Origin of the sequence: Streptomyces sp. 1222.5, assembly GCF_900105245.1 — a bacterium.
In the GTDB taxonomy this organism is placed as follows: Bacteria; Actinomycetota; Actinomycetes; order Streptomycetales; family Streptomycetaceae; genus Streptomyces; species Streptomyces albidocamelliae.
This window is the reverse complement of the sequence record NZ_FNSZ01000001.1, coordinates 8,463,511-8,488,218: the sequence shown is the minus strand read 5'-3', so window position 1 is coordinate 8,488,218 and position 24,708 is coordinate 8,463,511. Positions and strand designations below refer to the sequence as shown.

25 protein-coding genes are annotated in these 24,708 nt (G+C 71.7%); 14 read left to right on the top strand and 11 right to left on the bottom strand.

The genetic code is table 11. The features are described 5' to 3' along the window. Positions 1-190: 190 nt before the first annotated feature. Positions 191-559, top strand: a complete 369-nt coding sequence (locus tag BLW57_RS38665; RefSeq protein ID WP_093480289.1) for a gas vesicle structural protein GvpA — start codon at positions 191-193, stop codon at positions 557-559. 53 nt (positions 560-612) lie between these two features. Here BLW57_RS38665 and BLW57_RS38660 read toward each other — a convergent pair whose 3' ends face one another. Together BLW57_RS38660 and BLW57_RS38655 are read right to left on the bottom strand one after the other, a co-directional pair. Then, the gene (locus BLW57_RS38660) at positions 613-816 is read right to left on the bottom strand and encodes a cold-shock protein (RefSeq protein ID WP_073896324.1); all 204 of its coding nucleotides are present in this window, start codon (positions 814-816) and stop codon (positions 613-615) included. Between the two features lie 215 nt (positions 817-1,031). Continuing rightward, the gene (locus BLW57_RS38655) at positions 1,032-1,778 is read right to left on the bottom strand and encodes an endonuclease/exonuclease/phosphatase family protein (RefSeq protein WP_093480288.1); all 747 of its coding nucleotides are present in this window, start codon (positions 1,776-1,778) and stop codon (positions 1,032-1,034) included. A 206-nt stretch (positions 1,779-1,984) separates the two neighbouring features. Between BLW57_RS38655 and BLW57_RS41700 the strand changes: the two genes are divergently transcribed. Further along, the gene (locus BLW57_RS41700; protein WP_176985880.1) at positions 1,985-2,158 is read left to right on the top strand and encodes a hypothetical protein; all 174 of its coding nucleotides are present in this window, start codon (positions 1,985-1,987) and stop codon (positions 2,156-2,158) included. Between the two features lie 68 nt (positions 2,159-2,226). On the opposite strand, the gene BLW57_RS38650 is transcribed toward BLW57_RS41700, so the two are convergent. Continuing rightward, positions 2,227-3,360, bottom strand: a complete 1,134-nt coding sequence (locus tag BLW57_RS38650) for a hypothetical protein (RefSeq protein ID WP_093480287.1) — start codon at positions 3,358-3,360, stop codon at positions 2,227-2,229. Between the two features lie 637 nt (positions 3,361-3,997). Between BLW57_RS38650 and BLW57_RS38640 the strand changes: the two genes are divergently transcribed. The 5 genes from BLW57_RS38640 to BLW57_RS38620 all read left to right on the top strand — a co-directional run bounded on the left by BLW57_RS38640 (position 3,998) and on the right by BLW57_RS38620 (position 8,031). Beyond that, positions 3,998-5,002, top strand: a complete 1,005-nt coding sequence (locus BLW57_RS38640) for a DUF6235 family protein (RefSeq protein ID WP_093480286.1) — start codon at positions 3,998-4,000, stop codon at positions 5,000-5,002. A 213-nt stretch (positions 5,003-5,215) separates the two neighbouring features. Then, entirely contained in the window at positions 5,216-5,701 is a 486-nt protein-coding gene (locus BLW57_RS38635) for a DUF6423 family protein (protein WP_073896318.1), read from the top strand. After that, positions 5,698-7,038, top strand: coding sequence for an FAD/NAD(P)-binding protein (locus BLW57_RS38630; protein ID WP_093480285.1), 1,341 nt, complete (start codon positions 5,698-5,700; stop codon positions 7,036-7,038). Before BLW57_RS38635 ends, BLW57_RS38630 begins: the two co-directional genes overlap by 4 nt. Beyond that, positions 7,031-7,489: a DUF6187 family protein gene (locus BLW57_RS38625; protein WP_101376914.1), complete on the top strand. Its 459-nt coding sequence runs from the start codon at positions 7,031-7,033 to the stop codon at positions 7,487-7,489. Before BLW57_RS38630 ends, BLW57_RS38625 begins: the two co-directional genes overlap by 8 nt. Then, complete coding sequence (locus tag BLW57_RS38620; protein WP_093480284.1) at positions 7,486-8,031, top strand: carboxymuconolactone decarboxylase family protein; 546 nt, start codon at positions 7,486-7,488, stop codon at positions 8,029-8,031. The genes BLW57_RS38625 and BLW57_RS38620 overlap by 4 nt, the downstream gene beginning before the upstream one ends. Before the next feature lie 155 nt (positions 8,032-8,186). Here the strand turns inward: BLW57_RS38620 and BLW57_RS38615 are convergent, their stop codons facing one another. From BLW57_RS38615 to BLW57_RS38600, 4 genes are all read right to left on the bottom strand, one after another. Continuing rightward, the gene (locus tag BLW57_RS38615; protein ID WP_093480283.1) at positions 8,187-8,840 is read right to left on the bottom strand and encodes a hypothetical protein; all 654 of its coding nucleotides are present in this window, start codon (positions 8,838-8,840) and stop codon (positions 8,187-8,189) included. A 184-nt stretch (positions 8,841-9,024) separates the two neighbouring features. Then, positions 9,025-10,647: an alpha/beta hydrolase gene (locus BLW57_RS38610; RefSeq protein ID WP_093480282.1), complete on the bottom strand. Its 1,623-nt coding sequence runs from the start codon at positions 10,645-10,647 to the stop codon at positions 9,025-9,027. A gap of 318 nt (positions 10,648-10,965) precedes the next feature. Further along, positions 10,966-12,078, bottom strand: a complete 1,113-nt coding sequence (locus tag BLW57_RS38605; RefSeq protein ID WP_093481141.1) for a S8 family peptidase — start codon at positions 12,076-12,078, stop codon at positions 10,966-10,968. 132 nt (positions 12,079-12,210) lie between these two features. Then, positions 12,211-12,984 carry a DUF3592 domain-containing protein gene (locus BLW57_RS38600; protein ID WP_143051650.1) on the bottom strand — a complete coding sequence of 258 codons (774 nt, stop codon included), beginning with the start codon at positions 12,982-12,984 and terminating at the stop codon, positions 12,211-12,213. Positions 12,985-13,172: 188 nt separating this feature from the next. Here BLW57_RS38600 and BLW57_RS38595 point away from each other — a divergent pair, with 188 nt between their 5' ends. Then, a complete protein-coding gene (locus tag BLW57_RS38595) occupies positions 13,173-14,597 on the top strand; it encodes an FG-GAP-like repeat-containing protein (RefSeq protein ID WP_093480280.1) in 1,425 nt (474 codons plus the stop codon). 31 nt (positions 14,598-14,628) lie between these two features. On the opposite strand, the gene BLW57_RS38590 is transcribed toward BLW57_RS38595, so the two are convergent. Then, positions 14,629-15,816 carry an MFS transporter gene (locus tag BLW57_RS38590; protein ID WP_093480279.1) on the bottom strand — a complete coding sequence of 396 codons (1,188 nt, stop codon included), beginning with the start codon at positions 15,814-15,816 and terminating at the stop codon, positions 14,629-14,631. A gap of 99 nt (positions 15,817-15,915) precedes the next feature. On the opposite strand from BLW57_RS38590, the gene BLW57_RS38585 reads away from it, so the two are divergent. Next, a complete protein-coding gene (locus BLW57_RS38585) occupies positions 15,916-17,001 on the top strand; it encodes a DUF5937 family protein (RefSeq protein ID WP_093480278.1) in 1,086 nt (361 codons plus the stop codon). A gap of 42 nt (positions 17,002-17,043) precedes the next feature. Here the strand turns inward: BLW57_RS38585 and BLW57_RS38580 are convergent, their stop codons facing one another. Further along, the gene (locus BLW57_RS38580) at positions 17,044-17,850 is read right to left on the bottom strand and encodes a dienelactone hydrolase family protein (RefSeq protein WP_093480277.1); all 807 of its coding nucleotides are present in this window, start codon (positions 17,848-17,850) and stop codon (positions 17,044-17,046) included. A gap of 141 nt (positions 17,851-17,991) precedes the next feature. On the opposite strand from BLW57_RS38580, the gene BLW57_RS38575 reads away from it, so the two are divergent. Next, positions 17,992-19,149, top strand: coding sequence for a GlxA family transcriptional regulator (locus BLW57_RS38575; RefSeq protein ID WP_093480276.1), 1,158 nt, complete (start codon positions 17,992-17,994; stop codon positions 19,147-19,149). On the opposite strand, the gene BLW57_RS38570 is transcribed toward BLW57_RS38575, so the two are convergent. Beyond that, positions 19,091-19,861 carry an SAM-dependent methyltransferase gene (locus tag BLW57_RS38570; RefSeq protein ID WP_093480275.1) on the bottom strand — a complete coding sequence of 257 codons (771 nt, stop codon included), beginning with the start codon at positions 19,859-19,861 and terminating at the stop codon, positions 19,091-19,093. The two genes, BLW57_RS38575 and BLW57_RS38570, sit on opposite strands and share 59 nt — an antisense overlap. 260 nt (positions 19,862-20,121) lie before the next feature. Here BLW57_RS38570 and BLW57_RS38565 point away from each other — a divergent pair, with 260 nt between their 5' ends. From BLW57_RS38565 to BLW57_RS38550, 4 genes are all read left to right on the top strand, one after another. Beyond that, positions 20,122-20,841, top strand: a complete 720-nt coding sequence (locus tag BLW57_RS38565) for a CPBP family intramembrane glutamic endopeptidase (protein ID WP_256339751.1) — start codon at positions 20,122-20,124, stop codon at positions 20,839-20,841. Further along, positions 20,838-22,115, top strand: coding sequence for a sensor histidine kinase (locus tag BLW57_RS38560; RefSeq protein ID WP_256339750.1), 1,278 nt, complete (start codon positions 20,838-20,840; stop codon positions 22,113-22,115). Before BLW57_RS38565 ends, BLW57_RS38560 begins: the two co-directional genes overlap by 4 nt. Beyond that, positions 22,067-22,711, top strand: a complete 645-nt coding sequence (locus BLW57_RS38555; RefSeq protein ID WP_093480273.1) for a response regulator transcription factor — start codon at positions 22,067-22,069, stop codon at positions 22,709-22,711. The genes BLW57_RS38560 and BLW57_RS38555 overlap by 49 nt, the downstream gene beginning before the upstream one ends. 101 nt (positions 22,712-22,812) lie before the next feature. Next, on the top strand, positions 22,813-23,304 hold the full coding sequence (locus tag BLW57_RS38550; protein WP_093480272.1) for a hemerythrin domain-containing protein: 492 nt from the start codon (positions 22,813-22,815) through the stop codon (positions 23,302-23,304). A 154-nt stretch (positions 23,305-23,458) separates the two neighbouring features. On the opposite strand, the gene ppk2 is transcribed toward BLW57_RS38550, so the two are convergent. After that, positions 23,459-24,448, bottom strand: coding sequence for a polyphosphate kinase 2 (ppk2, locus tag BLW57_RS38545; protein ID WP_256339749.1), 990 nt, complete (start codon positions 24,446-24,448; stop codon positions 23,459-23,461). Positions 24,449-24,708 lie beyond the last annotated feature (260 nt).

Below are 24,708 nucleotides of genomic sequence, written 5' to 3'. Positions count from 1 at the left end.
AGACGGGGCGCGGCTCCCATCGGGGCCATGCCGAACACACCTCGTCGCCTTCGCACTGGTGTTTCCTCGGGAACCGGCGGGGCATCCGCACGGGGAAGCTTGCTCGGCAGCAATGACACCGAGGTCACCGTGCTGCGACGGGCTCCCCCTACGGGGTCCAGGCCGAATCAGACGACAGGGGTTGGTCGCGATGACCGTGGCGACACAACAGGGTGGCGGAGGCGGCTCCAGCGGCCTGTACGACGTATTGGAACTCATCCTCGACCGCGGGCTCGTCATCGACGCGTTCATACGCGTCTCCCTCGTCGGCATCGAGATACTCAAGATCGACATACGGATCGTCGTCGCGAGTGTCGACACCTATCTCCGCTTCGCCGAGGCCTGCAACCGCCTCGACCTGGAATCCGGGCCGCGCAAACCGGCCGGCCTCACCGAACTCAAGGGACAGCTCACCGAGTCCGGCGCCCGCGGAGTGACCAAGGGAGCCCTCTCCGGCGCCGCGGAGACCATTTCGGACGCATTCAAGCAGGCGCGCGAAGAGGGCGGCAGGAAGCGTTAGAGCGAGGGCGGCTGCCCGTATGGCAGCCGCCCTCCGGTGTGTACGACGCTTGATCAGCCGCGGACGATGTTCTGCGCCTGCGGGCCCTTCTGGCCCTGCCCGATGTCGAAGGTGACGTGCTCACCCTCGGTCAGTTCGCGGTAGCCGCTTCCCTGGATCTCGGAGTAGTGCGCGAAGACGTCCGGGCCTCCGCCGTCCTGCTGGATGAACCCGAAACCCTTTTCGGAGTTGAACCACTTCACGGTACCGCTGGCCATGTATGCCGATCCTTCGTTCATGCTCGGGAGCAGCCCTGTCTCCGGGGGCCGCTCCGGCTCCGCCGACGCCGGAAGCCAGCAGTTGTTCTACCCCGAACCGGCCCGCACATACGACAGCTTTCGCAGCGTGCCGCTGACGCGTCGACCATCCTGTCCTGGCATCGGTGCGTACTCCCGGCCGATCGTGACGGCACGAGCCGGATCGAAGCCGTCTCCTACCCGGCGGGCAACCGCAAGGCGGCCAGCACCGGCAGGTGGTCCGTGGCTGCCCGAAGATCTCTTTCCCGGACCCCGCGGAGGCCCATCGGTACCCCGCACCCCAGTACCTCCACTCTCTCCGTCGTGAAGACCGCGTCGATCCGCTGCAGCGGATCACCCAGCCGCGTGGTGTGCTCCCTCCCCCATGGGTTCGTCGCCCAGCCGTCCCGCAGGGCGTCGGCGAGGAGGCCGAAGGTACGACCGTCGGGCCGGTCGTTGAAGTCGCCCCCGACGACGGCGTACGGCGCGTCCAGGGCGGACAGCCTTTCGAGGAGCAGTCGCCCCTGCTCGTAGCGCTCATGGTCGTCGATGCTCAGATGGCAGCTGAGCACCCCGAGCCGGGCCCGGCCGAACCGCAGCACGGCTGTCGCGAAGCCTCGCTGGTGCAGGCCGGGGGTACGGGGCAGCAGGACGTCCTCGACGCGCTCCACGTGAGCACGCAGGGAGGAGAGGATCATGGGGCCGGCGGCCGGGGCGCCGCCCGAGACGTACACGAGCCCGGAGTTCCGCGCGAGGCGGGCGGCGGCCTTGCGCCAGCCGTAGAACCGCGGCGCCTCCTGAACGCACACGACGTCCGGGCGGCAGGCCCGGATCACCCGGGCGAGGGCCGCGACGTCGTCGCGCATGGAGCGGATGTTGTAGCTGAGCACACGCACCACCACGGAGCCGTCGGGCTCCGTCGTCGACCTGGGCAGATCCTGCACGCTTCCCCTTCCCTCACGACGGCGCGGTACGAGACGACGCTATCCGGCGGGGACCAGTTGTTCTTGCGCCCTGGCACCGCCGGCACGTCCCGTAATGGCTCTCACCTGTTACTCCAAGAGGCCACAATGTTCTCTATGCGCCGTATGCCGTTTCCGCGTCAGGGACAGGGGCAGGTGGACGGGTAAGTGCCGATGAAGGGACCGCCATGAGTGCCGGACAGAAGGCCATGGCCATGGGCGAGCAGGCTGTCGGGAAAGCGGTGAGGAAGGCGGCTCACGCCGTGGGCAAGGAGACCGTCGCAGCCAAGGGTGCCGCACTCGAGGCCCGGGGCAAGGCCCGGGAGACCAAAGAGAGGGCCAAGGACAGCTTCAAGCACTGATCAGAGCCTGAGGCCCGGCTAGGCCGACGTGAGGACCGGTCCGGACAGACCGTGCCGACCGGCCGACATCAGCGCTCCCGGTAGCGCCGCCACTGGCGTCCGCCGTCGCGAGAGATCCATAGACCTTCGCCGTTGACCAGGTCGTAGGTCGCCGTCGTCGCGTCCGCGATGCCGTAGAGCGTGGTGCCGTCGACGGTGAGCGACGTGAATCTCACCGGCGTCCTCAACTCCCGGAAGACGGTGTTGGTGCGGTCGCCGGCAAGCCAGTAGCGGCCGCCCTCCTCGCCGACGAGGAGCCGCCCGTCCGCAAGTGCCTCCAGGACGAGTGCTTCCGGTCCCCTCTTCAGGGACTCGAAGGGGATCCCACCGCCGAGCACGGTCCGCCAGTGTCCGCCGCCGTCCGTCGTCATCAGCAGGCCTCGCACCCCGTCCCCCTGGATGAGCGACAGTGCCGCGGTGCCGCCCCGCGCGGCGAGAACACCTCCCGTGTACGGCTTCGGGACGGCGATGCTGCCGAGCGTGCGACCGCCGCGTTGCCGTACGACGCGGTGGGGTTCCTCGGTCAGGGGCTGGTCGAGGCTCCACACCGTGCCCCGCTCGTCCACGGCGAAGCGGATGCCGTTCGCCGGGATTCCGGCCGGGGACGCCAGGGTGCGCGTGGCAGGCCGGTAGACAAGGGTCGGCTCCGGTGCGGCGAGCAGGATGTCGCCGGGACGGGTGCGCAGGGCGGTCTCGGTGATCACCACCTTGTGCCGCTTGCCGTCCACGTCGAGGGCGTACGCTCCCCCGGCTCCCTCGCCGGGCGGCACCCGTATGAAGCCACCGCGCACTCCTTCGAACGCGACCCGCGCCGCCTCCGCGTCCGTGTGTTCCGCGTGCTCGGCGACCGTTCGCCCGTCGGGGTCCACGATGCGCCAGGCGAAGGCGGCCGGTCCTTCGTCGTCCTCGACGTTTCCGGCGTCGTACGTCAGGAGCAGCGAGCCGTTGTCCGCGCGGGCCACGCCACTGGGTGCGCCGGCGGCTTCGACGACGTCGGCAGGGCTCGGGGCAGGGTCCTCGATGACTCGTCTGTACTCCGCCTCACGGCTCCCGGAACCGCCGTCGTCGGAAGCACTTGTGGCGCAGGCGGAAAGTGCGAGTGCGGCACCGGCCGCGACCACGAGCCTGGCCGACCGGCTCCCGCGGTTTTTCGGCGACGTCATGGCCACATCCTCACATGGGGTCGCAGCGGTGCCTGGAGGGCGGGGATGGCCTCTGGCCATGCCGGGCCCCGAGATCACACCGCTAGGTACGGTTCGGAACGACCGGACGGACGTCCAGCACACGGACAGCTGGGGTGCCGTCCGCAGGAAGAAGGACGGTTCTTCCCGGCCACCACAGCTGACGACACCCAGGAAGAACCCGGCAGCGCATGCTCCGCCGGATCCCCTCCGGGCCGAGCCACGCGCGAGCCTCGCCCTCGGGACCCTGGAGCGTCCGACCGGCGAGTTGAACATCCGCTTGAACACCCGCATGCCTCCCAGCAACCCGCCGGGCCGTCTGGCAAGGGCTACTTGGCGAGATGGGCGGGATTGCGGAACGCCGCAGGATCAAAAGCAATTTGGAAGATGTCGGCGCGCGGAGACGTGCCTACTTTCAAAAGTGTCGGACCGCCGGAACTGCTTTCCCAGGAGGACCGGATGAACTCTGTGACGGTTGCGTCTATCGCCGGAGGCAGCGCGTTCCTGGGGCGGCAACAACACCTGGCGGCCCGTCGGCACACAGCGCCACCGCTCCGCGGGCGGTGGAAATTCCCGCTTGCGCCCGGCCTTGTCCGGGCCCTTCGAATCTGGGGTACAGATGCGGCACTTCACCGTGCGAGCCGAAAACGGCCTGATCGGATTCCTGCCCGTGCGGGCTCTGATGGGTGCGGGCGTCACCGCTGCCTGGCCGCGGCCGGCCCGCGTCGGGCTGAAGCTCATCGCGCCCGACGACCCGGCGAGCGCCACGCCCGGGGACCAGGAGGAGCGCGTCGACGCTGTCCGACGACTGCCTCCCGACCGCCTCCGCCTGTTCCATCAAGAGCGCGTGATCCGCAGCTTCCGCGAGGTGGGCCGCGCCTGGCTGAAGCAGGTGGGTCCGTGCCGCATCGACGTGCTCGACGCCGACCTGCTCGACGACGGCAGCCGGGAGTTCTTCGCCACGCTCGCCGATCAGTCCGAGGGGCTGGTCGACATCCGCAGGGAAGAACTCGCCAACTCCGAGGAGCATCTTTCGGCCACGGTCTCGGGACGGGAACTGCGCATCGATCACCTGGCCCGATCGGGCGGTCGACTCAGCGAGGACGAGGTGGACTTCCTCCATGAGCAGGCTCTTCGGTACCTCGGCACCGGTGACAGCTGGACGGCCGAGCGCATTCTGCGCGCCGTGCTGCGCCACCGGGCCGCGCCCTTGGTGCGGAGCCAACTGCGTCTTGCCTGCACCCTGCTGGGACGCCCCGCCGAAACAGATTTCCAGTCCCTGCGCCGCTCGGAGTTGGAGCCGGGCACCCAGGGCGCCGGAGCCCGACACCCGGCGTTCCGGCTCGTCGCGGGCTGGGACCTGCTGGAGCAGTGGTCCGGCACGGCGAACCAGATCGAGAAGAACGCCGTGCACCAGGCGCTGTTCGCGATCGTCGACAGGACGGTCTTCAGGACGTACGACACGTCCGAAGTCGCCGCGCAGCCGCAGGAGTTCTTCGTCCGGTTACGGAGGGGTCTCGTCATGAAGATCCGCATCCGCGACTTCGACATGTTCGAGATCACCTACGTCGGATCCGCCGACGAAGCGCCGGGAATCGACCTCCAGACCGGTCGGGCGGCGTGACGGCGGTTACTCGACCGGTCTCCGCCCCGGCCAGTTGTCGAACATCCAACTACCCTTCGCACAAGCGTGCTTGACAGGGTGTGGGGCCTGTGAAAATCTCGGTCCCACTTGTGACACCAGGGGTCTCTGTCAAGAAGTCGGAGAGATGCAATGCCGTCGCTTGAAGTGTCGGGGATAGATGTTTCTTCGCGAGTACGGGCTCGCGATATCCAAATGGCCGGGGTCGCCGACGTACGACGTCGTGTGCTGATGATTTCCGGAGCCATCGACACCGTCGACCACGACGTCTCGGTGTGCGTCAATCTTCCCGAGCCCGGACGCTGGCAGGTGATCAAGTCCGAGACCAACCTGACGGACCGTACGTGGGTCGCCATGCAGGCCGCCACGGACGAGGACTCCGTCTTCGTGAACGACGCCGACACCCTCGTGATGTCACGACAGTTCTCGAAGTCCTTCATCACCCCCGACCAGCGTCGCCTGACCTTCTACGGCGGTGAAGTGCGCCCCGGTGAGGCGGTAGTGAAGATGTACTCGCTGGAGACCGTCGGCCGCAGGCCCACGTACTCGTACTCCCGGTACACCCCTGTGGCCACCGACAGTCCGGAGGCGGCGGCGAAGACCCTCGACCGGCTCGTCGCCGAGGGACTGCCCCAGCGACCGGTCATCGAGATCATCGTTCCGGTGACGGTCATCGGGTGACCACCTTCGTTCCCGAGCCCCACCTGCTCGACTCGCCCCGCGGCCGTGACTGGGCCCCGGCCCCGGTCAGCGCTCCCCGGGCCGTCAGTGCGGACGCGGTGCCCGCCACCGCCGACGTCGTCATCGTCGGCGCCGGCCCGGCCGGCCTCGCCACGGCCTCCGCCCTGTGGCACCTCGGCGTCCAGGACGTCGTCCTGCTCGACCGCGACGGACGGCCCTGCGGCCGGTTCTTCGAACGTATCGACACGCTCCAGCAGCGCGTGCTGCGCTCGCCGTACGAACACCACCCCGGAGTCGAGGGTTACCGCGACTGCGAGCTGCTCGACTTCGCCCGGCTGAACTGGTCCCGGCTCACCCCGGTGGAACGCCGGGAGATTCGCATGGCCCAGGCGGGGCACCGCTCCGTGGTGCCCGTCGACGTGTTCGAGGCCTACTGCCGGCACGTGGCCACGCTCCACCACGTGGACGAGCGCACATGGCGGGCCGACGTCCGGGACGTCCGGCCCACCGCCGACGCGGTCACGGTGCACGCCGACGGCACCTCGGTCACCGCGCCCTACGCCGTCCTCTGCCTCGGCGAGGAACGCCGTACCGCCCCCGGCGACTGGTGGGAGGGTGACTCCGTTCCGCCCGGCGTCAGTTACTGGGACGAGCCCGTACCCCAGGACGCCGAGCACCTCACCGTCATCGGCGCGGGGCTGAGCGCCGCCCATCTGATCGCGAACGCCCTCAACGACGGCAAGCGCGTCCACTGGATCGTGCGGGCCGCCGAAGAGCGCTATCAGTGCGCCGACGTCAACGCGTCGTTCTTCCGGGCCGAGGGCAGGGCCCGCTTCGACGGCACGAGCTGGGAGGACCGCCTGACCCTGATGGGCGGCCAGCGCCGGGCGTCCGTCATGTTCGAGTTCCGCCCGCAGATGCAGGCCGCCGAGGCCGACGGTCGGCTGATCGTCCACCGCGGCCGCGCGGTCACCGGGCTGCTGCCCGAGCGCGCCGGACGGGTAGCCGTCCGCCTCTCCGACGGCGAGCGCGTGGTCGCCGACCACGCCGTGCTGGCTCTCGGCACCACCGTCTCCAGCGGCGACCGGCTGCTGCCCGCGGACGTGGTCGCGGCGCGTGACGGCTGGCCGGACCTCGACGAGAAGACCTTGGCCTTCCGCAACGCGCCGCGCGTCTTCGCGGTCGGTGCCGCCGCCGGCATGGTGCTGGGTCCCGCGGCCCGCAACATCGACGGCCACCGCGTCGCGACGGCCCGGGTGGCGACGGCGGTCGCCGTCGGCCTCCAGGAGAGTTCCGGCAGCCGCAGCACCGACGACAGGGTGATGGCCGGTGTCTGACCTCGACGCATTCGACACCCGGTTCTCCCTGACGCCGGTCGACGAGCCCGGGATGACCGAGACCGGTGTGCTGCTCATGGGGCTGGAGGCCGAACGCCTCCTCGCCGGCCTGGGCCTGGCGGCCCTCGCCGACGACCCGGCGCAGGTGCTCCTGGCCGTGGACCGGATCCGGCACGGCGTACGGGCGACCGTGACCTTCGAGGCCCTGGTCGAGGCCGGTGCGCAGCGCTGGCGCGAGGCCCGTCCGGCGTTGGCCGCCGCCGTCGGACCGGCGTCGCCGCCCGCCGCCCTGCGCAAGGCGTGGAAGGACACTCTGCGCATGTTCGCCTACTGCGATCTGGGCGACCCGGGCCCCGCCACCTCCGCCCATCTGGCGGCGTGTTGGCTGCGCAGGAACGAGATCGACCGGCTGGCCCAGCGCCCGGCCCATGGAGAGATGACGGCACGATGACCTACCTGAAGTCCCTGCCCGCGGACGCGGCGCTCCTACAGGTCTTCGAGGCCTACCCGCGCACCTCGCGGCCGCTCCTGGAGCTCCACGAGTCGGTCCTCCGGGAGGAGTCGCCCTTCACCGTCGCCGAACGCGAATTGATGGCGGCGTACGTCTCCGGTCTCAACGACTGCACGTATTGCCACGGCATTCACACCGCGACCGCGGAGGCCTTCGGCGTTCCCGAGGGGCTGCTGGCCGACGCACTCGCCGATCTGGACGGCGCCGAGGTCGACGAGAAGCTCAAGCCCGTGCTGCGCTATCTCGGCATCCTCACCCGGACCCCGGCCCTGCTCACCCCGGCGGACGCCGAAGCGGTCTTCGCGGCCGGCTGGGACGAACGCGCTCTGCACGACGCGGTGATGGTCGGCGCGCTGTTCAACTTCATGAACCGCATGGTCGAAGGTCTTGGAGTCGTGGCGGACAAGAGCTACTTCCCCGTCTCGGCGGCCCGCCTCCACGACCACGGCTACCACGGCCTCGCCGCCCGCCTGGCCCCCTGAGGCCGTCGTCACGTTCCCACTCCCGTGCGCCGCTGGGTCGGCAGGCATCCGGCCTCGGAGTGGGTCGTCAGCGAGCCCAGGATCTGCCGCGCGATGTCCGCGTGGCAGATCCTGGGCTGCCGGGGGCGGCTTCCGGCCGCGGTCCCGATCGGTGGCTAGGAACCGGCCGGGACCTGGTGGCGGGTGGAGCTGCGGTAGGTCGAGATGCCGGCGGCCAGCAGCCAGTAGCTGAGGAGCGCCCCCGTGAGAGCGGTGGTGCCCCAGCCGTTGGCCGCGTAGAAATGGGCCGGGGTGTTGCCGAAGAACAGGGACGGTACGAAAGCCAGGTTGACACCCGCGAGGAGGTAGGCGGAGCGGCCGACCCAGCGCGGCAGCAAGTCGGCGCGGCAGACGACATGTCCCAGTGCTGCCAGGAACAGTGCCAGCAACAGCCGGGAGATCGTGCCGTAGAGGATGTAGGTGCCGCTGACCGTGATCGTCGGATCGATGGGACGGTCGGCGGCGATCACCGCACCGGCCTCCAACCCGGTCGAGACCAGGGCGATCGCCGTGTACACCAGGCCGATGGCGAACGCCATCGAGCCGGCCCACTCGTAGTCGGGCCGTGCGAGTCCGACGAGTTCCCGGAACGAGGTGACGAAGACGGCCAGCGAGGTGATCCCGACGATGCCGATCAGCAGCCTGGTCAGCACGTTGGCGTCCGGTGGCGGCCCCGAGTAGACGAAGTACAACGGCACTTCGACGATGAGGGCGACGGCGGTCACGATGCCGGCGATGCCGGTCAGGCGCCTGACGAAGCGTTCGTTCACGGGAATTCCCCCGAGTCCGTGCGTGGGATGCGCGTCGGTCCGCTCGCCGACGTGTCCAGACTGCCGTCGGCCGTGTCCGACGTCCCTGGGCCTGGACACCGGATCGGGGGTGGTGCCGGTGACACCCTCGGCGGAGTGCTGTGCGGAGGATGGCCGGCCGCCGTACCGGGCGGCCGTGGCCGGCTCAGGGGGTGGCGGCCGCCAAGCCGCCGCCTCCGGTGGCCATGCCGCCGACCGGCTTGGGTGCCGGGAAGGGGGGCTCGTCCTGCCGGCAGGTCGTTCCGGGCGGCGGGAGTGTGCCGTCGATCAGGTACCGGCTCTCGTACGTCTTCACACAGCTGCTGGGGTTGGTGAGGGCGGTGTGGCCGTACCCCTCGTTGGTGAGCAGGCGGGCGTCGGCCAGTTCCCCGGCGAGCGTCTGCGCGTTCGCGTAGGGGGTGGCGGGGTCGTACCTGGTGCCGACCAGCAGGACGGGGTGTGCCGTCGGCCTGTTCCACGGGCCGCGGTAGCGGTCGGCGGCGACGGCCGGCCAGGTGATGCAGGCCGCGGTCGCCCAGGTCCAGAAGCGTCCGGCGTCGCCCGCACGGCCGGCGGCGGCCTCTTCCATCGCGGGGTAGGCGGCGGGGTCACGCGGATTGGGGCTGTCGCCGCAGAGCACGGCGCTCGCCTGTTCCTCGCCGACGTACGGATTCGGTTGCGGAACCGGTGGCGGGGGCGGGAGCGGCGACGGCTTGGGGGCGCGGGCCTGCCACAGGTCCCGCAGCCGGCCGGCGAGGTCCGTCCAGCCCGGGTGGACGAAGTAGAGGCTGCTCACCACGTCGGCGACGGTACGGCCGTAGGTCCACTCACCCACGGGATGTGCGCGCAGCCGCCGCATCAGCTGGTCGTACCTGTCGCGGGTGGCTTTCGGGCTGCCGGCGGAGAAGGCGCAGCCCGCGGTGTCGGTGGATCCGCACAAGGTGAGGAACCGGTCCAGGACGGCCGCCGCGGCGCGGTCCGAGCCCATGCGCAGGAACGTGGTGAGCCGTGGGTCCGTGTCGGAGGCGTGGTTCGTCCAGGCCTGCGGATCGATGTCGCTGTCGAGGACCATGGCGCGGACCCTGCCGGGGAACAGGTTGGCGTAGGTGCTGCCCAGGATCGTGCCGTAGGAGGTCCCCAGGTAGGTGAGTCGTGCATCGCCCACCGCCTTGCGCAGCTCGTCGAGGTCGCGAGCGGTGTCGGTGGTCGACACGTGGCGCAGCAGTTCGGGATCGCGCCGCTGGCAGCGTCGGGCGAGGTCCTGGTACGCGGCGATCACGGCGGCCCGCTGCCGTGCGCCCACCGGGATGCCGGCCGGTTTGCTCGCGTTCCACGCGGCGGCCTCCGTCGAGGTCGCGAAGCAGTTGACCGCGGTGCTGCTGCCGATCCCGCGGGGGTCCCAGCTGACGATGTCGAACCGCTCGCGTACCTCGCGCGGGAAGGCCTCGTAGTTCTGTGGCATCTGGACCGTTCCCGGTCCGCCGGGCCCGCCGGGGTTGAACAGCAGGGTGCCGACGCGTCGGCCGGGGTCGGTCGCCTTCCGTCTGACGACGGCGAGTTCTATGGCACGGCCGCCCGGCTTGTCGTAGTCCAGCGGCACGGTCGCGGTCGCGCAGTCGAACGGGCTGCCCTGGACGCAGGGTCTCCAGTCCAGTTCGGGCACCGTGGGTGTGGGGGCGCCTCCCGCGGCGGCGGGTATCCGTCCGGTCAGAGCGGTCGAGCAGGTCACCAAGGAGGCGATGACCGCGGCACACACGCGACGGCCCGCTGCCGGTCCGGATATGTGCATGCCCTGTCCTTCCGCACGGCTGACGGTCGGACGCCTCTCTGCGGTGGGCGCCGGCACGCGTCTGTGTCCACGGCACCGCCGCCCGGCGACGCGCGCGAGCCGACCGCGGCCGAATGGCGGAACGCGGGCGTACGGCCCTCGGGCATGCGGCCGAGGGAGGCACCCGTCTGCGCGGTCGGCCGGAGACGCCGACGGCCCGCCCCGTCACGGTGGAGGGGCGGGCCGGGCATGAGGGAACGGGAACGGCCGCGGGGCGGGGCGAGCGCGCTCCTCCGCCGCCTGCCCGGGTGACCGTACGGCCGGCGCGGGCGGGAAAGGTCAGAGGCCGCCCGTGTTCAGCAGCCGGTTGGGAGTGTCGGAGCGCACTCCGCGCAGGACCCCCCGGGTGGCCGTGTGGTCGAGCCAGACGTGGACCTCCTTGGCCGTGGCGTGGGGGTGTGCCGACAGGTACAGCGCGATCACACCGGTCGCGTGCGGAGCGGCCCAGGACGTGGCGCCGCCGTCCTCCGTGGTCGTACCGCCGCCGGCGAGCGCGGCGGTCACCTTCTGGCCGGGGGCGTACAGGTCCACGCAGCGTCCGTAGCCCGATCCGTAGGAGCCGCCGTCGCTCCATGGGCGGTCGTTCGAGGTGGAGGCCGCCACGACGATCGTGCCGGGGACCCCGGCCGGAGAGTGCTTGCAGGCGTCGTCGTGGAAGTTGCCGGCCGACACCACTGTGGGGAGTCCGGCGTCGACCATCTTCTTCACGGCGGACTCGAGTGCCGCCGACCGGTGGTCGAGGTTGAGCGACATGTTCACCACCGCGGGCTTCTGCGCGTGCGCGGTGACCCACTTGACCGACTTCACCAGGGCCGCCTCGGCCTCCGCCGGGGAGCCGCCGCCGTCGCTCTCGCACATGATTCCCTGGACCCGTACGAGGTCGGCTCTGGGCGCGACTCCGTACTTCGCTCCGCCGATGATCCCCGCGACGAACGTGCCGTGGCCGGTCCCCGCCTCGCTGAAGCAGTCACCGGAGTCCTTGGGCCCCACGAAGTCGGCGCCGAGGTGGGCACGTCCGCCGAACTCCTTGTGGCCGATGTCCATCCCGGTGTCGATCACGTAGACGTGCACGCCCTTGCCCGTGGCGGTGGTGGTGAACTTCCCGTTCAGCGGCCGCGCCCGCTGGTCCAGGATGTCCAGGTTCCACGGCACCTTGCGGGTGACGGGCGAGGCCGCGGTCCGCGCGAGCCCGGACATCTTCACCACGGCTCCGGCGGACTTCGACGACGAACCGGACGGCGCGCCGTTCCCGGATCGCGTCCGGCCGTCCGCCTTCCCGTGCGCGGCGGACTTCCCGCCGCTCCCCCGATCCGCCGTGCCGCCTTCCCCGCCACAGGCCGAGGCCCCCAACACCGTCGCCATGGCCACCGCCATGAGACCGACCTTCGTCATGTTCCGCGTCACAGCGTCCCCCCTGCTTCGTGCACAGTCAGCGCACAAGACGGCCACAGGGGATGGACGGTTCCCGCGGCGCGTGCGGGCGGCTCGGGCGGCCGGGCCGCCGAACCCTCAAGGGGCCGTGGTTCAGGATCGGTGGTCATGCGGTGCCGTGTCGGCGTCCGTTCGCCGCCTGGCCCGTACGGCCTCCCAAGTGGCTCCGGCCAGGAAGCCCGCGGCGAGCAGCCCGATCACGATCGAGCCCTCGCGAATGCCCTCGGCGTCGCGCCCGTCGAGGTAGTCGACCTGGACGACCTGGGTGGGGGTTGCCGGGTCGTACGCGACGGGTATCCGCGCTCCCGGCTTCGCCTCGCTCGCCGAGCTGTCCGTGACATCCACATCCGCCTGGACGGGGCCGGACGGTGTGACGAAGCGGACGGTCACGGCGGCCGGCCGGCCTTCCTCCGTGCGACCGGTGATCTCGACCACGGTGGCTTCGGTCCGACGGCCCTGGTCGCGGAGAGTCGCCAGCATCCGGTACTCCTGCGCGGCGTTCCATCCCATGATGCCAGCGAGGGTGGCGAACACCAGGAATCCCGCGGCGGCCGTTCGGGCCCTGGTCCAACGGGGGTCCAGGAGCCACGAGTCCGGGCCCAGCCGCGGCAGGTGCGCTGCGAGGTGGTTCGGGGCGGGGACCGGGCCACCCCGGCGACGGGCCGAGCCTCGGTGACGCAGCAGCCTGGCGACACCCTCCGCCGCGGCCAGCGCGGCGGCCCAGCAAAGAACATAGAGCCACAACGGCAGGGGGGGTCTGAAGGCCGTCCACACCACGATGGCGAGGGCGACCGCCGACGCCTTCCACCCGAAGAGAGAAGCGCGCTCATCCGGGTCGCCGTTCAGCATGGGCTCGCGCTCGTCCACCTGCGCCTCCACTCGCCGTCACCAGATGAGACTCATGGACAACGGCACCGGTTGCAATGGCAGTTGGCCGCGCAACGGGCGTCGAAGAGCACCGCACCTGAGATTCGTGGACCCTGCGCGTACAACCCTTTGTTCACCGCGGACGTCGTACGTCGCTGAGACGTGGGATCACTGACAGGAGCACGACCTTGCGCATTCGTACCTACGCCGTCGCGGTGTCCGCTGCCCTTGCCGTGGCGGGGCTGGGCGCTCCGGCCGCCGTGGCGGCGCCCTCCGGGCTGTGGGACGACTTCAACGGTGACGGGTATCGCGATCTGGCCATCGGCACGCCCAAGGCGAGCGGCGGCACGGTCACCGTTCTGTTCGGCTCGGCGTCCGGGGTCACCCCGGCGCGATCGGTGAACATCACCCAGAACACTCCCGGTGTGCCGGGGACTTCGGAGTCCGTGGACCAGTTCGGCGCGAACGTCACCAGCGGTGACGTCGACGGCGACGGCTACGCCGACCTGATCGTCGGGGCACCGTACGAGCAGGTCGCGGGCAAGCCGGGGGGATCGGTGACGATCGTCTGGGGCGGCGCGAAACCGTTCACGTCCGGCGGCACCCTGCTCACCGCGCCGACCGCCGAGGCCTACGGGTTCGGGTCGGGTGCCGCCTTCGCGGACCTGGACGGCGACGGTGCCGGGAACCTGGTCGTCGTCGGTGCCGACACCTTCTGGTGGTACGGCGAGGGGAAGCCCACCCAGGACGGCGCGCTGGCACCGGAGGTGGATTTCCTGCCCGAGGGCGTACGCCTGGACGGTGTCGTCGCCGGCCACTTCTCCAGCACCGCCGGCAGCGACTTCGTCGTGCACGGCCGGCGCGTGGACAGCAGCGGCGCCCTCACCGGCAACTACGTGGGTCTCCTCCGCGGCGGTCCCGGCGACATCGGCTCCTCCTACTCGGTGCTCGCCGAGGGCGGCGCCGCGGGCGGGGCAGCCTGGGGCCGGGCCGTCGCGGCGGGCGACATCGACCGCGACGGCTACGACGACCTGGTCACCGGTAACGAGAACGTGGGCAACGGCGGTTCGTTCACCGTGCGGTACGGCAGGGCGGCCGGACTGCCCGCCACGGGCAGGACGTACACCCAGGCCAGCCCCGGAGTGCCGGGAACCGACGAGAGCGGCGACGACTTCGGCGCCGCGGTCGCGGTGGGCGACGCGACCGGCGACGGCTACGCGGACATCGCGGTCGGCGCTTCGTACGAGGACGTGGACGGCCACCGGAACGTCGGGGACGTCGTCCTGCTCAAGGGTTCTTCGGCCGGGCTGACCACGAGCGGGGCCCAGTCCTTCCACCAGGGCACGCCGGGCGTACCGGGCGCCGCCGAAGCGGGCGACCACTTCGGCTCATCGCTGCGGCTGCGCGACATCAACGGCAACGGCAGGGCGGACCTGGCGATCGGAGCGTTCGGCGAGGACGTGGTTCCCGGAGGGTACGACGACGGGGCGGCGTGGGTGCTGCGCGGCACGACCTCGGGACTGACGACGTCGTACGCAACCGCCTTCAACGCGACGGACTTCGCGTATCCGGTGGTCGAGGGCCGCAAGTTCGCGGACGTCTTCGCCCGCTGACACCGACGCCGCGCTTCGGGGACCATGTCCGTCACGACTCGGCGGCGACGGCGGAGGCGGACAGGAGTGTCGTGGCGGCGAGGCTGCCCCAGAGGGTGGCCGGGCCGTGGGGCGCGAGGGCGGTGATGGCCGCCGGGGAGACGGCGAGGCCGAAGCCCGTGGAGAGTTCGAAGCGGGCGAGGACGCGCCCCAGGGCATGGGCGGGGGCGAGGTGGGTGACGAGGGCGGTGGCGCTGCCGGCGTAGACGATCTCGCCGACGGTGCAGACCACGGACACCGCGGCCACGGCCGGGGCACCCCAGCCGTGGCCGAGTGAGGTGGCGGCGAGGAAGCCGAGGTAGGAGGCAGTCAGGAGCACGCCGGCGAGAGCGAGCGCCGTCCGCCGGCGGAACCGGGACATCAGCACGGTGACCGGCACCTGCAGGGTGACCACCAGCACCGTGTTGGCCACGAATATCGCCGCCGACCACACCGGGGACGCGTGCAGTTGTGTCACCAGGACGAGCGGGAGGGCGATCTCGGGGACGTTGAGGCAGAAAACGTAGATCACGTTGGCGGCGAGCAGCGCCCGCATCCGGGGCGTGGGACCAGTACCGGCCTCCCCGCCCAAGGTGGCGGCCGGACGCGCGCGCAGGTGGACCGACCAGGCCAGGCTCGCGGCGGCGAGATAGGCGAGCCCGGTGACGGCCGCCAGCGCCCGCAGGGCCGTGGTACCGCCCGCCAGGGTCACGGTGGCGATGAGGGCGCCGACACCCAGCCCGGCGTTGCGCAGGGCGCGGGCCGCCGCGAGCGCGGTGTCGCGCTCCCGGCCGTGGGCGACCGTGGCCACGAGTGCCGCGTGGGCGGCCGGCCAGGACTGGTTGCCGATGCCGAGGAAGAGCGCCGCCGCGGCGAACGGCCCGACGTGCCCTGCCGGGGTGGCCAGCAGCAGCATCACGCCGAGCACCCGCACCAGCATCGACGCCGCCACGACCGTACTGCGTGCGCCCCGGTCCAGCCATCGGCCCACCGCGGGCACACACACCAGGCCCGCGACGACACCGGCCGTCATGGCGGTGCCGGTGACCGGCGCGGACAGCTTCAGCACCGTCACGCCGTACAGGAGCAGGAACGGTCGCAGCAGACCGGTGCCGAGCGCGTCCACGGCCAGGGCGAGGGCGTAGCGGGGGCCTCCGGAGGCGCGGACGAGCGCGCGGGGCCGGATCTTGGTGGTGGTCATGGGTCAGACGGTGCGGACCACCGCACCGGCGGGCACGTCGGTTGACGGGAACCGTCAACCGACGGCGGCGACTGCAGCTGGGGCCGGGATGATGGCGGGATGACGTTGAGGATCGACATCGGCGGCCTGTCGGGCGAGCGGGTGAGGTTCGCCGCCTCCCCGCTGGCCGAGCTGACCGCGATGCTGCACGTGCTGGCCGAACCCGGACATCATCCGCAGCTCGCCGACTGGGCCGGGGACGTCTGGGCCGCACTGCCGCCGGAGCTGGCCGAGCGGCTCAGGGAGGCGGAGTTCCTCTGGCGTTCCTCGCAGGCCGACTTCCTGATCCCCGGCAGGCCCCGGCCGACCCTCGCCGACGAGCTGGACGACGTGGACCGGATCGACGACGAGAGGTATGTGACCGCCGCGCTCGTCACCACGTGCGGCAGCAACCGGGTCCACTTCGCGGGCACGTCCCCGCTCACCGACGCGACCGCGCGCGAGCGCGCCCTGGAGGTGGCCCAGGCCCGCGGTGCCCTGCAGGAGGCGTTCGCGGAACGGCTGCTCGCGGACCCGGCCGCGGTCCGGGCTCGGGTGCGCGACACCCTGGAGCAGTGCGCCTCGGCGTTCTTCGACGCCGCGTGGACGGGAGCCGCCGTGCGACTCGCCACCGACCTGCGCCTGAAGAACGACCTGCTGAGGCGCCAGGGTCTGGCGGCGGCGCTCGCCTCGGTCTCCGGCGCGGTCACCCTGGCGGCGGACGGTGACTGCATCGTCGTGGACAAGCTGCAGGACAAGGCGACCTCCGCCCACGGCAGTGGGGTCACCTTCATCCCCAGTGTCTTCGGCCGCCCGCACCTGGTGGCGGTCCACGCACCCGGCTGGCATCCGGTGGTGCAGTACGCCGTGGCCGAGCCGACTCCGGCGGAGCCCGTTCCGCTGGAAACGGTGACGCTACGGCTGGAGGCGCTCTCCCATCCGGTACGGCTGCGGATGCTGCGCACGCTGGCCCGTGGCCCGCACACCACCGGCGAGTTGGCCCACGCCTGGGAACTCTCACCCCCGGAGGTCTCCCGTCATCTGGCCGTCCTCCGTCGGGCAGGTCTCCTCACCGCCCGACGGCAGGGCCGCTACGTCCGCCACACCCTCAACGTGTCCGACCTGACGGCGCTGGGCACCGACCTGCTGGCGGCCGTACTGCGCTGACCAGCCCCGGCGCACTGCCCTCGGCCCGGAGCGAGGGGCGCCTCACCGCGGGTGGAGCCGGCCGGTGAGGAAGGCGAGGATCTCGTCGCGGGCCCGGACCGTGGGGTGGCCGGCCTCGTCGACGAGGTGCGCGGTGACGACACTGTGCGGAGTGCCGACCAGTTCGGCGAAGAAGGGCGGCGGGGCCGGGTTGGCGGCGCTGTCCGGCAGGACGCGCCCGTCGAACGCGTCACCGAGCAGGGCGCGGTAGGCGGCGAAGCGCCGACCGGTGCACCAGCGGTCCCCCTCGAAGCGGTAGGCGAGGACGGTGAGTCCGTCGCGGTCGAGGCGGTCGCGCACCGCCCGTGCGTCCGCCGCGTCGAGTTCGAGTCCGCCGGGGTCGTCCAGGGGCAGCGACGGGTGATTGACCACCGGGGCGATCACCGCCGGCTCCAGGGCCATGGTGAGGGCGAAGTTGCCGGTGAAGCACAGGCCGATCGCACCTACTCCCGGCCCGCCGCAGGCAGCGTGGGCCTGGCGCGCCAGGCCGCGCAGCCAGAGCGTCACCGGGCTGGTTCCGCCGCCGGCGAAGGCGCGGAACTCCGCGCTGACGCAGGCGCGGCGTACGACCTCCCGGCCGCCCTCGACCGTGGGGAAGGCGCCGTCCGTACCGAACAGGGAGGGCACATGGACGGTGAAGCCCGCGTCCCGCACCCAGCGCGCGAGCCGCAGGACGTCGGGGCTGATGCCCGGCATCTCGGGCAGCACCACGACCGCGGGCCCGGCCCCGGCCACGTACACCGTCTTCGCCACCCCCTCCACGGCCATGGTCCGGCGGGTGAAGTCGGTGATCGGATCGTCGTCGCTCATGAGGACAGCCTGGTCCCGAGGACGGCCGCCGGATCAGGGGCGGGATCGCCAAGGCCAGGGGTAATCTCGCCACACGCCGAGGGGCGAGCGGACACGCGGTCGGCGACCCTGCCCCGGCGGTACACCAGGGGGACGGGATCGATGGCGGAGGAAGGCGCGAGTGCGGGCGTCGGGCCGGGTGCGCTGCGGGTCGGGGTGCTGGCGTACCCGGACTGTTTCGCGTCCGAAGTGTTCGGCGTACCGGACCTGTTGACGATGGCCGGGCATGTCGCCGGGCCGGACGCGCCCGGCTACCGGGTGTCCGTCGTCTCGCCCCGCCGCCGGGTCACCGCGTCGGGCGGGGTGAGCCTGGAGGTGCGTCCTTTGCGGGGAGTGGACGTCCTCGTGGTCCCCGGTTTCGAACTGCGCCCGGACACCGACCTCGACGCGCGGCTCGCCCGCCTGGGCCCCGAGGTCGAGGCGATCCGCGCGCAGGCCGCCGCCGGCACCGCCGTCGTCTCCCTGTGCGTCGGCGCGTTCCTGCTCGCCGAGGCCGGGCTCCTCGCCGGGCGCCGGGCCACCACGTCGTGGCTGCACGCCGGCGAACTGGCCAGGCGCTGCCCGGACACCGACGTGCGGCCCGAGCACCTGGTCGTCACCGAGACGGGTGTCACGACCACGGCCGCCTTCAGCGCCATGTACGACTTCGCGCTGGACCTGATCCGCCGGCACAGCGGCGACCGGGTGGCCCGCACCACCGCCCGGTTGACACTGGTGGACGACGCTCGGACCTCCCAGACCCCTTACGTCGACCCGCGGCTCCTGCCCCAGCCGGGCCGCGAGTTCTCCCAGCGGGTCATGCGGCGGCTCGACCAGAACCTGGCGGAGCGGTACGACCTCGCCGACCTCGCGGCTGCCTTCCGGGTCAGCACCCGTACCCTGCTCCGCCGCTTCGCCGAGGAGACGGGGCGCAGCCCGCTGGCCCATCTGCAGTCGTCCCGGGTCCGTCGCGCCCGGCATCTCCTGGAGACCACCGACCGCACCGTCGCCGCCGTCGCCGCGGCCGTCGGCTACCAGGACCCCGGCACCTTCGCCGCCCTCTTCGCCCGCCACACCGGCCACCGTCCGAGCGCCTACCGGGCCGTCTTCCGCCGTACCTCCCAGGTGCCCGCCGGGGGCGGCAACGCCCGGATGTCCGCCCCGGCGTCGTCGAGGGAGCCCACCACGAGGCCACCGACCCGCTCGACGATCAAGCCGGTGGTCACCTCCTGCGGGCCGTCACCAGGGCGAAGGAGAGGAACGTCCCACCGTCCTCGGTGAGCATGTCGATCACCGGCTGGTCGGCCGTCCGGCCGTCCGGCCGTCGCTCGGCGCACGCCCGCGCCCACAGCAGCCAGTCCTTCCACGCGTCCGGCTGGAGGCGCGCGGAGGTGACGTCCACCAGTTCGGTGATCTCCCACTGGAACCGCCACCACTGCGCCGTGTGCCAGGCGATGGCCTCCCAGCCGACAACCTTCTTGATGTGGGCCGGGATCGCCCCGAGTTCGCGGACCTCCCGGGTCAGGGCGGGAGTGGCCATGCCCAGCTGTCCGCCCGGGCGCACGAACCGCACCAGGTAGGGCAGGTAGCCGTCCGCGGTGCCGAAGTACTCGAAGGCGTCGATGCTCACGACGGCGTCGAAGCTCTCCGGTTCGAACGGCAGGGTGTGCGCTTCCGCCCGCACGGCCTGGACCCGGTCGGCGACCCCCGCCTCGGCGAACACGGCCGCCGCTTCCTCCGCGGGTGTCCACCAGTCGGCGGCCACGACGTCCACGCCGTACTCGCGGGCCAGGAACACCGAGGTGGCCCCCTTGCCGGACCCGAGATCGAGGAGCCGCATCCCGGGGCGCAGTTCGAGGTCCCGGGCCAGGTCCTCCAGCAGCCACAGCGGGTTCGGCCCCATGTCGAGATCCACGAGCCATGCGGGGTCGTAGCCGGAGGAGCGTGGGTAGCGGTCGGGCCGCACGAGGTCGCTCAGAGCAGTCACGGTCACGCACTCAAACCGAGGTGCGGTCCCCCGCACAAGTGCATTTCCTTCGGACGCGCCCGGGGTGCACCCAAGTACACCCCGCTCGGTATCCAGGTGCAGTCCGCACAGTCGGGCAGCCCGGCATCGTCGACGTCATGTGGACGAAGAGAACGACCGGGCCCGTGCGAACGACCAGGACGATCAAGGCGACGAGGACGCCCGGGCCGGTGCGGCCGGCCGAGCGTACGGCAGCGCGAGCAGCGGTCCATCTGACGCTTGCGTTCGTGGCCGCCGGAGCACTGGGCTCCCTCCAGCCGGCGACGGGCGTCCCGGCCGAGGTGCTACAAATCACGCAGTTCGGACCGGCGTTGGCGGTGGCGGTCACCGCTCTGCTGTGGCCGGTGACCACGTGGACGCTGGTCCGCGGGCCCCGGAGGCGGCCGTCCTCCCCCTGGCTGCTTCTCTCCATGCCCTTCCCGATCATCCTGCTGTCGGCGGGCCCGTACGCCCTGATCAGCGGCGCTCCCCACGCCACCGACCCGCGTACGCTGCACCACTCCTTCCTGCTCGTCGCGGTCGCGCAACTCGTCGGCGCGTGCGGTGAGGAGATCGGCTGGCGCTGCTTCCTGCAGCCTCTGCTGCGCACCAGGTTCGGGCCGCTCCCCGCGTCGGTGGCGGTCGGCACGGTGTGGGGTCTGTGGCACGTGCAGGTGCTGGGCCGGTCCCCGGCCTATGCCGCGGGCTTCCTGCTGGCCACCATCGCCCTGTCCGTCGTCCTGGGCCTGGCCCTGGACGGGACGGGCGGCATGACACGGCTGCTCCTGGCGGGGGCCTTCCATGCCCTGGTGAACCTCGGAATGCTCCTGTTCATGGACGAGGAGACGGGCCGGACGGCACCGATGGTGCTGTTCGGGGTGGCGTCCGCGCTGATCGCGGCGGCCTGGGTGCGCAGGCGCCCGGCGGTTACGATCCCCGCGACGGTGGAGGGGGATCCGGGGGCGTGAGGGTGAAGGTGTCGCGGCACGGCGACTTGGTCGCGCTGGGCCGGTGCCAGCTGATCGGGCTGTCCGGTTTCGTGGTGGCCGGAGCCGCGTTCCTGGTGGGTTGCGCCCTGCTGCTCCTGCCCCTCGGCCCCGGCCTCTGGCTGCTGCCCCGCGCGGCCGCCGTCCTGCGCCGCGTCGCCGACCGCCACCGCGCCCGCACCGCTCACTGGAGCGGCCGCCACCTCAGCCCGCCGGACCCTCTGCCCCGGAGCACGTCTGCGCGCCACACCAGTGCCGCGATCCTCGGCGACGACGGCTTCTGGCGGGACCTGCGCTGGGCGTGGCTCGAGCCGTTGCTGGGCGGCCCGCTCGCCTCGGTGCCGCCGGCGCTGGTCGTCTTCGGGGCGTTCGGTGCGCTGGTCCAGCCGTTCGTGTGGCGGCAGTTGGGTGACGGCAACTGGTACGCCTTCCTGCCGGTCGTCTCCACCACGACGGCGTCGCTGGCGCTGCTGCTGGGCCTGGCCTTCATGGCGGCGGGCCTGCGTCTGTCAGGTGTCGTCCTGTCCCTGCACGGCCGGCTGGGCCACCGCCTGCTCACCGTGCCGCCCACGGCCGAGTTGGCACGGCGAGTGGCGCGGCTCACCGACAGCCGGGCCACCGCCCTGGATGCGCACGCGGCGGAGATCACCCGTATCGAACGCGACCTGCACGACGGCGCGCAGGCACGGCTGGTGGCCCTCGGCCTGACCCTCGACCAGGCGACCGGACTGCTGGACAGCGACCCGGCGGCCGCCCGGGCCCTGCTCCTGGACGTCCGCGCCGCCTCCGAGCGCGCCCTGCGGGATCTGCGGGAACTGGTGCACGGCATCCACCCCCCGGTCCTCGCCGACCGGGGCCTGACCGACGCCGTGCGCTCCCTGGCCCTGGACAGTCACCTGGACGTCGCGATCTCCGCGTGCCCGGCCCCGCCACGACTGCCCTCCCCCGTCGAATCGGCGGCCTACTTCGCGGTGTCGGAGCTTCTCGCCAACGCGGCCAAGCACGCCGAGGCGACGAGGGTGGACATCACCCTGGCGCATGACGGCGCGTGTCTGCGCGTCGACCTCACCGACGACGGCCGGGGCGGTGCCGATCCGGCCCGCGGAACCGGGCTGCTCGGAGTACGCCGTCGGTTGGATACCTTCGACGGCACGCTCGCCCTGCACAGCCCGCCGGGCGGACCGACCACCGCGACCCTGGAGATCCCGTGCGCGTCCTCCTCGCCGAAGACCTCTTCCTCCTCCGCGACGGCCTGACGCGCACCTTGCGCGAGCACGGCTGCGAGGTCGTCGCCTCCGTGGACAACGGCCCGGAGCTGCGGCGGGCCCTCGAGGACACGGAATGGGACGTGGCGCTCATAGACATCCGCCTGCCACCGACCCACACGGACGAGGGACTGAAGGCGGCACTGGAAGCACGCCGCACCCGCCCCGGGCTCCCGGTCCTGATCCTCTCCCAGTACGTCGACCAGCTCTACGCCCACGAGTTGCTCGCCACCGGGGAGGGCGCCGTCGGCTACCTCCTCAAGGACCGGGTCACACACACCGCCCAGTTCCTCGACGCCCTGCGCACGGTCGCCGCCGGCGGCACGGTCATGGACCCCCAGGTCATCGCCAAGCTCCTGTCCCGCAGTGAGAAGCGCGGTCGCGTCCACTCACTGACCGCCCGGGAGCACGAGGTCCTCGCCCGCATGGCCGAGGGCCACTCGAACGCGGCGATCGCCCGCACCCTGCACATCAGCGAGAGCGCCGTGGCGAAACACATCGCATCGCTCTTCGGGAAGCTGGGCCTGGAACCGTCGCCGGAAGCGAACCGCAGGGTGCTGGCGGTACTGGCGTACCTGAAGGGCTGAATCCGAGGCGCGTCGTGGCCGTGAAGGTGGGAGGTCATCAACGCCGAGGGGCAGGGTAGGCGGATCCGACCTGACCGTTCGCACGAAAGTGGTGCAGTCCCATGGCCGAGACACAGGACGTCGTCGAGCTCATCCTCCAGGACCACCGGCGCATGGAGGATCTCTTCCGCCGGATGCGGAGCGTCGAAGCCGACCGGGCCGCCGCGCGCCAGGAGTTCGCGGATCTCCTGATCGCCCACGCGCTGGCCGAGGAGGTCAAGGTGTACCCCGCCCTGAAGCGGTACAAGAACATCGACGACGAAGAGGTCGAGCACGGCGAGCACGAGCACGACGAGGGCAACAAGGCCCTCCTGGCCCTCCTGGAGGTGGCGGAGGTCGGCTCCGATGAGTGGGACTCCAAGCTGGAGGACCTGGTGGAGGCCGTCACCCACCACGCCGACGAGGAAGAGCGCACCATCCTCAACGGCGCGCGCGAGAACGTCTCGATGGAGCGGCGCGAGGAACTGGGCGTGGCGTTCCTGGAGGAGCGCGAGCACCAGCTGAAGGGCGGCTGCGGCTCGGTCGACAACGTACGCCGCATCGTCAATTCCTAGCCGCATTCCCGGGCGGGGCATTCCGGGGCGGGGCATTCCGGGGCCGGGCCGAGGGGTGGGTCCGAGAGGGTCTGCCCCAGGCCCGGTTCCCCGGGCCACCCGCACCTGGTGCCGTGGCCGCGACGAGCCCGTTCGTCATGCGGCGCGTCGGTCGTCACCGCGGGTCCGGATGGAGTCCGGGGCCGCCGCCCGGTCCGGCCAGCGGTGTCGGCGAAAGGGCAGTGGGCTCCTCCCCCGGCTCCAGCAGGGTGTGCGCCGCGCCGACGATCAGCGGATCGGGCGCTCCCACCGCCAGGCGGTCCTTGGCCGGGTAGTCGAAACGGTCCAGGAGGCTGCGCATCGCCTCGAGCCGGCCTCGCCGCTTGTCGTTGTTCTTCACGACCGTCCAGGGCGCGTGCTCGGTGTCCGTCGCCCGGAACATGTCGACCTTGGCCGCGGTGTAGTCGTCCCAGCGGTCGAGCGAGGCCAGGTCGGTGGGGGACAGCTTCCAGCGGCGGACGGGATCGACCTGCCGTATGGCGAACCGGGTGCGCTGCTCGGCACGCGACACCGAGAACCAGAACTTCACCAGCAGAATGCCGTCGTCGGTGAGCAGCCGCTCGAACAGCGGGGCCTGCCCGAGGAACTGCCGGTAATCCTCCTCCGTGCAGAACCCCATGACCCGTTCGACTCCGGCCCGGTTGTACCAGGACCGGTCGAAGAAGACGATCTCACCGCGACCCGGCAGGTGGGTCACGTACCGCTGGAAGTACCACTGCCCCGCCTCCCGCTCGGTCGGCTTGTCCAGCGCCACCACACGGGCCCCACGGGGGTTCAGCCGCTCGGTGAACCGCTTGATGGTGCCGCCCTTGCCCGCCGCGTCCCGCCCTTCGCAGACCACGACGATCCGCTGCCCCGTCTCCTTCACCCAGCGTTGCAGTTTGAGCAGCTCGATCTGCAGGATCCGCTTGGTCCGCTCGTACTCGCGCCGCCCCACCCGGTGGTCGTGCGGGTGGTTCTCCCGCCAGGTCTCGATCGGCCGGCCTTCGCCGTCGAGAAGCACCGGCCGCTCCGGCTGCCGGTCGTCCACCGCGAGCCCGCTCAGCAGGTCGTCCTCACGACCCGTACTCCGGCTCCTCTGTGCCTCCGGCACCTGCTCGGCCACGATGCCCTCCTCGCCACTTGCGCCCCTGGTCCCCCTCCACGTGCCCACACAGGCCCGGACCAGACGCGCCGGGCGCCGGCTCTGTGCGGTCACCAGGGCGAACGCTCCTACGGCTGCTCCCTCTCGAGCCGGGTCGCGAGACGGTAGGTCACCGTGGCGTCCTGATATTCGCGGCCGGGGACCACCTTGTCGGGAAGATTGGTCCGGTCGCTGTGACTCGTCGACTCCCGCTTCCCGCCGCCCGGGAAGCGGACGGCCGT

What these genes read in the sequence shown, in the direction of transcription:
- BLW57_RS38650 (WP_093480287.1), bottom strand. Translation starts at nt 3,360, where the DNA reads ATGACGTCGCCGAAAAACCGCGGGAGCCGGTCGGCCAGGCTCGTGGTC.
- BLW57_RS38585 (WP_093480278.1), top strand. Translation starts at nt 15,916, where the DNA reads ATGACGTTGAGGATCGACATCGGCGGCCTGTCGGGCGAGCGGGTGAGG.
- BLW57_RS38550 (WP_093480272.1), top strand. Translation starts at nt 22,813, where the DNA reads ATGGCCGAGACACAGGACGTCGTCGAGCTCATCCTCCAGGACCACCGG.
- BLW57_RS38590 (WP_093480279.1), bottom strand. Translation starts at nt 15,816, where the DNA reads ATGACCACCACCAAGATCCGGCCCCGCGCGCTCGTCCGCGCCTCCGGA.
- BLW57_RS38660 (WP_073896324.1), bottom strand. Translation starts at nt 816, where the DNA reads ATGGCCAGCGGTACCGTGAAGTGGTTCAACTCCGAAAAGGGTTTCGGG.
- BLW57_RS38640 (WP_093480286.1), top strand. Translation starts at nt 3,998, where the DNA reads ATGCGGCACTTCACCGTGCGAGCCGAAAACGGCCTGATCGGATTCCTG.
- BLW57_RS38610 (WP_093480282.1), bottom strand. Translation starts at nt 10,647, where the DNA reads ATGCACATATCCGGACCGGCAGCGGGCCGTCGCGTGTGTGCCGCGGTC.
- BLW57_RS41700 (WP_176985880.1), top strand. Translation starts at nt 1,985, where the DNA reads ATGAGTGCCGGACAGAAGGCCATGGCCATGGGCGAGCAGGCTGTCGGG.
- BLW57_RS38575 (WP_093480276.1), top strand. Translation starts at nt 17,992, where the DNA reads ATGGCGGAGGAAGGCGCGAGTGCGGGCGTCGGGCCGGGTGCGCTGCGG.
- BLW57_RS38620 (WP_093480284.1), top strand. Translation starts at nt 7,486, where the DNA reads ATGACCTACCTGAAGTCCCTGCCCGCGGACGCGGCGCTCCTACAGGTC.
- BLW57_RS38605 (WP_093481141.1), bottom strand. Translation starts at nt 12,078, where the DNA reads ATGACGAAGGTCGGTCTCATGGCGGTGGCCATGGCGACGGTGTTGGGG.
- BLW57_RS38580 (WP_093480277.1), bottom strand. Translation starts at nt 17,850, where the DNA reads ATGAGCGACGACGATCCGATCACCGACTTCACCCGCCGGACCATGGCC.
- BLW57_RS38635 (WP_073896318.1), top strand. Translation starts at nt 5,216, where the DNA reads ATGGCCGGGGTCGCCGACGTACGACGTCGTGTGCTGATGATTTCCGGA.
- BLW57_RS38665 (WP_093480289.1), top strand. Translation starts at nt 191, where the DNA reads ATGACCGTGGCGACACAACAGGGTGGCGGAGGCGGCTCCAGCGGCCTG.